Raw genomic sequence first — 7,504 nt, 5'->3', positions numbered from 1 at the left:
CGGACTGAGGGGTAGAGCCTGTAGAGATGCTGGATAACCGGATCTGTGAAGCCTTCGACTTCGTCGAAGGGCTTCGACGGAGTCGAAGCGCAGGAAGCTCCGGCCTTCAGGCCGGAGAGGAAGTCACATATCACATGAGGCACTCTGGGGATACCCTGGCTCCGACGGAGAGAGCTGTGCCTGCTGATTCGTCCATAATATGTCTGAAAACCAGAGATCCAGCATGAACATCGCATCTGCAAGAAGACAGACCAGACAGAGGTACCTTGGGGATAAAGGCCTTATCGCGCTCATATCGCTGCTGAGCGCCTTTGTCCCGCTGTCTACAGATCTGTATCTTCCGGCGCTTCCTGGAATGGCGGATTATTTTGGTGTCTCTCCAGACCTCGCAAACCTCACACTGGTCATGTTCTTCCTCTCATTCGGCGCAGGCACCCTCATCTGGGGCCCGCTAAGCGACAGGTACGGCCGCAGGCCGATGCTTCTGATAGGTATCTCCCTCTATTCAGCGGCCAGCATTGGATGCGCTTTATCCACAGACATATACCAGATGATAGCATTTCGCATCCTGGAGGCAATCGGAGGAAGCAGCGGGTTTGCCGTGGCCACGGCCATGATCAAGGATGTGTACGATGTCAGGAGCAGGGAGCCGATCCTTGCAGTGGTCCAGACCATGGTCCTGATATCTCCGGTGTCAGCGCCTGTCATCGGTGCCATCCTGCTCAGGTTCACCTCATGGCGCGGGCTCTTTGGAGCGCTGGCGTTCATAGGACTCATGGCGCTTGCGGGAAGCGCTGCTCTCCAGGAGACTCTGGAGAGACGATACAGCGGACCTCTCTCACATGCGCTGGGAAGATTGTACGTGGTTGCCAGGAACCCGGCGTTCGCATCGCTTCTTGTCCTCTTCTCCCTCCCAAGCATCTCGGCGATGGCATTCATAGCATCATCATCCTACATCTACATCAGAGGCTTCGGTCTGAACGAGCTGGCGTACAGCTACTTCTTCGCGTTCAACGCCATCGGGATGATCTCCTCCCCGACGATCTACCTGAGGCTCTCAAGGAGGATGAGCCGAAGATCGTTTGTGACGATGTGCTTTGGTGTGATGATCCTGAGCGGGATGCTCATTGTAATTCTGGGAACCCGGAGCCCATGGATGTTTGCAGCCGTGCTACTGCCAGCAACAATCGCCGCAGGGGCTGTTCGCACGCCGGGGACCAACCTGATGCTCGAGCAGCAGAGAGAGGATACAGGATCCGCTGCCGCTCTGATGAGCTGTTCTGGGATAACAGCAGGAAGCATCGGCATGTCCCTGATATCACTGAACCGGGGTAACATGATTCCGGTTCTCGGGATGATGTACGTGCTCATCGGGATTCTGTGCGCAACGTTGTGGCTTTACATCTCGCAGAAACCGTACGTGACGCGCGTTCCCGACAGGTACGCCGTGACAAGCGGTTGAGACGCGAGCGCAGTCTTGAGATCATCCTGAAGCCCAGAGGCACATCAGAGGCTATTGCTTCTGCTGTTTACGATGATGTGTTTGCAGCTCATCAGCATAAAGATCTCCGCTCTTGTCCGTATGATAACTTTCCAGAAGAAACACCGGCCCAGCTATGCGTTTTTGGATAATGAATGTGTGCCTCCAGCAACCTGCTTGCTGAACCTCTAAGTTGCTGAACACACAAGAGCGAAGATCTCAATCTCCCCAGAACCTCTTTGTTCTGGCATACTCCCTCTCAGCCCTGAGTATGTCCCTGTAGAACTCAAGCTCATCAGAGTGCATCTTCTTTATGACCCTGGCCGCGGTCTCAGGGCCGAGACCTCTGCTGGCAAGGGCGATTGCAGCTGTTTTCCCGTAGCTGAGCACAAGGTTCGCGTTCCTGTAAACCCTCTTTGTGCGTCTCTTTTCCTCAGCGCTCTTCTTCTCCTCCGGCATCCTGACGATCTTTATCTCCTCGTCCTCCCAAGGCTTCAGAGCTGCTATCATTCTTGAGCCGCAGAGCGGGCACTCAGGCCGATCCGGCACCCTGCCAACTTCCCTCAGCGATTTCCATTTCTTGCAGCTCACACAGAACAGAAGCACCCTGTCGTGGAGTATCCGGTTCTTGAGGAGCTCTATAACAGCTGCGTCTGCATGCTCGGGAGCGATCAGGTCATGCCCGCCTCCCCTCCCTGAGGATCCTATCGGGCTCAGATCGCCTGTGATCACCTGGATCTCCCCCGATTTCATGCGATCCAGTATATTCCCCGCGGTATCGACATCCAGCCGCTCCTGGTAGATCTCACGGATAGCCTCTCTGTACATCGGTGTGCCCTCGAATACTCCCAGAACCCTGACGAGAGATACCCTCTCGTAATCTATATCCTTCGAGAGCGAGCCGAACTTCCTGGCAACATGCACCATCTTCCATCTGAACAGAGTCGTGTTCTTCAGGCTCAGCTCCAGGATCACTCTCATTTGAGCGGAGCTGAGATCGCTGATGACGTTCAGCAGCTCCTCTGCCATCATCCTCTTTGGCAGCGTCAGCTGTATCCTGTAAGGGTCGATCTCCATGGCGACGCTTGAGCCGAAGCGCGTCGAGAGTATCGCGGTTATCGCCCTCCCAAGCGCATCGTTCGCTCTGTGGCCGATGCATGCGTTAATCACCACAAAAGAGCCATCTGATTCGATCGTCACAGTTTTATCATCGGGTACAGCGCAGCCTGCGCCCAATTGACGTTTTACCTGATCGACGAGCTGTTCTGCAGCCTCCCTGTCCACAGGGTAGCGTGTAAGGAGCCAATGTATCGCATCCTCCTCTCCGTGCTCCTCGAGCTCTCTCGCCAGATGCGACCTGATCTCTCCGACCTCCTGCGCCACATCATACGGCACAGGTATCTCCTCTCCGCTCCAGCTCGGTATCTCCCCGCTCCTCTGGATCGGCACGACCTTTATGGTATCATCCTCTATCTCGACGATCTCCCAGATCTCGCCGCGGGTGACGAACGTCGCTCCCGGGCTTGCGAAGCTCACAACAAAAGCCTCGTCGAGCGTGCCGATCTGGCGCCTTGAGACTATGTCGTAGACATCGTAGCGCTTCTCATCGGGTATCATCGAGAGGTTCTCGAAGTAGTACTCCCAGCCCCTGCGCCTTCTTTTTATGGTTCCATCTTCGACAGTGCACAGCCTGTTCCCTCTCAGTATATCCAGCACGCTGAGCATCTCGTCCATGCTGAGATCCCTGAAGGGGTACGACCTTCTGATTATCTCAAATGCCCTCTCGATCCCTATCTCCCTGAAATCCAGGGACAGGCCGACCAGCTGGTTCGCCAGGACGTCCAGCGGCTTCTCATGTATCCTCACCTCCTCGAGCTCGCCGGATGATGCCCGCCTGGCTATGGCGCATGCCTCGGCGATGTCATCAGGGCACGTCGCAATTATTGTGCCTGATGAAACCCTGCCGATGCCATGGCCAGATCTTCCAACCCGCTGGATGAGCCTGGAGACGTCCCTGGGCGAGCTGTACTGGATCACGTGCTCCACATCACCGATGTCGATTCCGAGCTCCATGGAGGATGTGCAGATCAGGCCGCGAAGATCGCCGCGCTTGAAAGCCTCCTCAGCCTCCATTCTGGCCTCTCTCGATAAGCTTCCGTGGTGGACTCCGATCGGCTCTCCGAGCATCTTCAGCCTGTATCCGAGAACCTCGGCAGCCTGCCGGGTGTTGACGAAGATCAAACTCTTTTTTAACCTCACAAGATCCCGTATGCACGATATGTGCGCTGCAAGCGCCGGCTCGCATCCGAGCTGGCCCGCGAGCGCGTTATCACCACGCCCTGGTCGTGGCGCCACGACCCTGAAATCCACGAGCCTTTCAACATCTGCTCTGAGGATCCTGCAATCTCTGGAGATACCGGTGAGCAGCCTTGCGACCTCCTCTGGGGAGCCGACCGTGGCCGAGAGCCCGATCCTCTGGATCTCGCCCGCGACCTCAACAAGCCGCTCGAGGAGGATGGCAAGCTGTGAGCCCCTCTTAGATGATGCGAGCTCGTGAATCTCATCCACTATAACCGCCCTGACGCTCTTCAGGTTCGATCTGAGCCTCTTTCCTGTAAGCATAACCTGTAGCGTCTCGGGGGTTGTTATGAGAAGGTCCGGGGGCGATCTGCTCTGGCTGGCGCGCTCCCCCTTCGTGGTGTCTCCATGCCTGACCGCTATTTTCACTCCCAGCGCGTTGCTCCACTCCTCCAGGCGTCTCAGCATGTCCCTGTTGAGCGCACGCAGCGGGGTTATGTAGAGTGCCTTGATCCCTGAACCGTCGATATTCATCATCTTGTGAAGAACCGGAAGGACCGCAGCCTCTGTCTTTCCGGACCCTGTTGGTGCTATGAGAAGAACGTTATCTCCGGCCAGTATCTCGGGGATCGCCATACGCTGCGGCAGAGTGGGCTCGGAAAAACCCATGCGCTGGAGGCTCTCCCTTATCTTGGGATTCAGCAGATCGAAGACATTCACAATGGAGATGATCTAAGTGGCCGGCGAATATATTCGTTGCGTGCCGTGTGTAAGCACCCAGCCCTGAGGCATGTAGCCTGAGAAATCACAATCTTTTGGCACAATACCTCATGTACTCACGCCACGGAGATGAATTTAAAAATATAAATAATATTTAAGTATTATCAGTCATATGAAAAATAAATTCACGGTGATACTCTACACGACTGCAGCTTTCCATTAAAATCTCCACTGGAAATTAAGGGGTTAACTACCAAAATTTCTGATCTCCCTCTCCCCCGCACCCGACCAGAATTGCTGATCTCTCTTTAGAGCATGCGGTATATTAAATTTGCCTGAGGTCTAAAATCTCACAGTTCACACCCATGCAGATCTGGCCGCTCAGCATCAGATCTTCAAGACAGCAGCCCCACGCAGCCTTCCTGCCCTCAGGAGATCCAGAGCATGATTCGCCTCATCGAGCCTGAACTCCTGGACCTCTGTTCTGATGTTGATATCCCTGGCGAGCGAGATGAACTCCTCGCCATCCCTTCGCGTGAGATTTGCCACAGACCTGATGCACCTCTCCTCCCAGAGGATGCTGTAGGGAAATGATGGGATGTCAGACATGTGTATCCCGCCGCACACGACAGTCCCTCCCTTGGATGTGGCCCTGAGGGCAGCTGGAACTAGGGAGCCGACAGGGGCGAATATTATCGCTGCATCAAGCTCCTGCGGCGGCATCTCATCAGATCCTCCAGCCCATGCAGCGCCGAGTGAGAGGGCGAACTCCTGAGCCTCCATGTCTCCTGGCCGTGTGAACGCATAAACATCGATGCCCTCGAAGAGGGCGACCTGCGCGATTATGTGAGCCGCGGCTCCAAATCCGTATATGCCCAGCCGCTTCACGCCGGCCTTCGAGAGCGCGAGCCTGTACGATCTGTATCCGATCAATCCGGCGCAGAGCAGGGGCGCCGCTCTCAGATCATCATACCTCTCAGGGATCGGCAGGCAGTAGCGCTCGTCTGCTACAGTGTACTCTGCGTATCCTCCATCGATAGTGTATCCGGTGAACCTCGCGTTATCGCAGAGGTTCTCCTCCCCGCGCAGGCAGTACCTGCATGAGCCGTCTGTGTATCCGAGCCATGGGACTCCAATTCTGTCGCCGGTGCGGAAGCGCTCCGCGTGCTCCCCCTTCGCCACGACCCTGCCCACGATCTCATGACCCGGTATTAGAGGGAGCTTTGCGCCGGCGAGCTCGCCATCGAGTATGTGGAGGTCGGTGCGACAGACGCCGCATGCGCTCACCCTGATCAGAACCTCCCGCTCCCCGGGAGCTGGCATCTCGACCTCCCTCATCACCAGGGGCTCTCCGGGCCTCTCGAGCAGCATTGCCCTCATGGAGTTCATTCCAGATACACCTCATCCCGTCTCAGAGCTGCATCATGTAGTTACATGCTGTCGGTGAAGCGCAGGTTGCATCCAGTCCATCGCCACTGCTGGACCGCGGCCGGTCTATTCTCTTTGTTATTCCAGATACTGAGCGAACAGGTTCTCGTAGAGGTTCCTCACGTTCTCCTCAGTCTTCGGCATCTCCGGGAACCCGCTGTACTCCATGGCCCTCTCCACGTCTCTCGCCAGATCGAGCCTGTACTGACTCCTTGAGAGGAACCATCCCCTCTTTCTGTAGAACCTCGAGAGGTACTCCTGCTCGGTCTGCCCGGGTGTCGGTATGAAAAGGCCGTGCTTTTTGCCGAGCTCCGCGATCTCCATCATTGTCGTGTAGCCGGACCTGCTTATCACGAACCTCGCCCGGTTCATGAGCTCCACCTTTAAATCAGTGGGAACATATGAGTAGACACGAGTGCTCTCATCAAGCTGTATGAAGCTGTTTTTCCTCGGGCTTCCTAGGAGCACAACCTTCTTCCCGGGAAGCTCGGTTATGCGGGAGAGCATGATCTCCTCCAGCTTGGTCCTCTGAGGCTCGGGACCAGAGATTATAACGAGAAAGTCCAGATCCTCTCGCACATCCATCTTTTTTGTGCTGCAGAGAATGCCCGAGTAGAATGTCCTGACATTTGTGACCCTGAAGCTGGATCGCGAGAGCTTTCCGCTAATTGAGTTAGGTCCTGGAGGGTTGTCAGGAACTATGACGCCTGTGAACTTCTTGTGGAAGTATCCGTTGACATAGAGCGTTGCAAGCTCCACAGGCCACAGGAAGAATGGGACACTGAACCTGAGCTGATGGGTTATGAAAAATGATGGTATATCTTTTGAGTAAACACCCATGCGGTTGTCGCTTACGATCAGGTCATATCTGTCTCTCGATAGAATCCGCGCCAGGTTTCTGCGCTCGTCTGCCAGAGCCTTCATCATTATGGGGAGGTAGGCGGTGAACTTTGGGAGGAAGAATCTCGTCGAGCTGTATGGCACAGGGTAGTCCTCGAATACTATAAACCTGCACTCCGGAAACTCCTTTCGCAGAAGCTCCAGCGCATTTCCGCTCGATGCCACAGTCACATCATGTCCACGCGCCAGAAGTTCTCTGATTATCGGAATATCGCGAGATGCATGTCCAAGGCCCCAGTTCAGCGGGCTGAAGAGCACGTGTCCCATGGGATGCACAATCTACCCAGAGGGTGTTAAATAGCTTTTTGGAAACGCCCTCTGAACATGCCCGCCAGCTTGCATATAGTCTGGACCTGTCCGAATAAGATAAAAACCAGAACTAAGTATAAAATTACTTCACTGAAATTTAGAGAGGTGCTGCCGGATGACATCCTGCTCTCTGATTTCTGCGTTATCCAGCTTACCTGGTAGTCTACCTTCATTGAGTTGATCTTGATGGCCGGCTCCTCAGATGTGTTTATTCTGAACAACGTCGGCATGGAAACCGACATCCCACATTCCGCATTAACGCTCCAGTCCGTAGTATTTTTCGCATTCTGGTCCGAACAGTTTGATGATCTTTATGGTATTCTCGTTGAGGTTAGCGATTTTCTGGTGTTTCTCGCCGCAGAGCCATAT

At 54.9% G+C, this 7,504-nt stretch carries 5 protein-coding genes; 2 read left to right on the top strand and 3 right to left on the bottom strand.

The window, feature by feature from the left end:
• The first annotated feature begins 223 nt into the window (after positions 1-223).
• Positions 224-1,462 (top strand): Bcr/CflA family efflux MFS transporter, encoded by a 1,239-nt coding sequence (locus tag QFX31_RS08565; RefSeq protein ID WP_348531686.1) that lies wholly within the window; start codon positions 224-226, stop codon positions 1,460-1,462.
• A 237-nt stretch (positions 1,463-1,699) separates the two neighbouring features.
• Here the strand turns inward: QFX31_RS08565 and QFX31_RS08560 are convergent, their stop codons facing one another.
• From QFX31_RS08560 to QFX31_RS08550, 3 genes are all read right to left on the bottom strand, one after another.
• Positions 1,700-4,498 (bottom strand): DEAD/DEAH box helicase, encoded by a 2,799-nt coding sequence (locus QFX31_RS08560; RefSeq protein WP_348531685.1) that lies wholly within the window; start codon positions 4,496-4,498, stop codon positions 1,700-1,702.
• Positions 4,499-4,885: 387 nt separating this feature from the next.
• Positions 4,886-5,878 (bottom strand): zinc-dependent alcohol dehydrogenase family protein, encoded by a 993-nt coding sequence (locus tag QFX31_RS08555; RefSeq protein WP_348531687.1) that lies wholly within the window; start codon positions 5,876-5,878, stop codon positions 4,886-4,888.
• 126 nt (positions 5,879-6,004) lie between these two features.
• Entirely contained in the window at positions 6,005-7,093 is a 1,089-nt protein-coding gene (locus QFX31_RS08550) for a glycosyltransferase (protein ID WP_348531684.1), read from the bottom strand.
• 228 nt (positions 7,094-7,321) lie between these two features.
• Here QFX31_RS08550 and QFX31_RS08545 point away from each other — a divergent pair.
• A partial coding sequence (locus QFX31_RS08545; protein ID WP_348531688.1) for a hypothetical protein occupies positions 7,322-7,504 on the top strand: 183 nt, incomplete at its 3' end.

The sequence above is a fragment of the Methanothrix sp. genome (assembly GCF_030055635.1).
Classification (GTDB): Archaea; Halobacteriota; Methanosarcinia; order Methanotrichales; family Methanotrichaceae; genus Methanothrix_B.
The sequence above is the reverse complement of the archived record's forward strand: the minus strand, read 5'-3'. Positions and strand labels throughout refer to the sequence as shown.

Coding starts and splice junctions, on each gene's coding strand:
- QFX31_RS08565 (WP_348531686.1), top strand. CDS start 224: ATGAACATCGCATCTGCAAGAAGACAGACCAGACAGAGGTACCTTGGG.
- QFX31_RS08555 (WP_348531687.1), bottom strand. CDS start 5,878: ATGAGGGCAATGCTGCTCGAGAGGCCCGGAGAGCCCCTGGTGATGAGG.
- QFX31_RS08550 (WP_348531684.1), bottom strand. CDS start 7,093: ATGGGACACGTGCTCTTCAGCCCGCTGAACTGGGGCCTTGGACATGCA.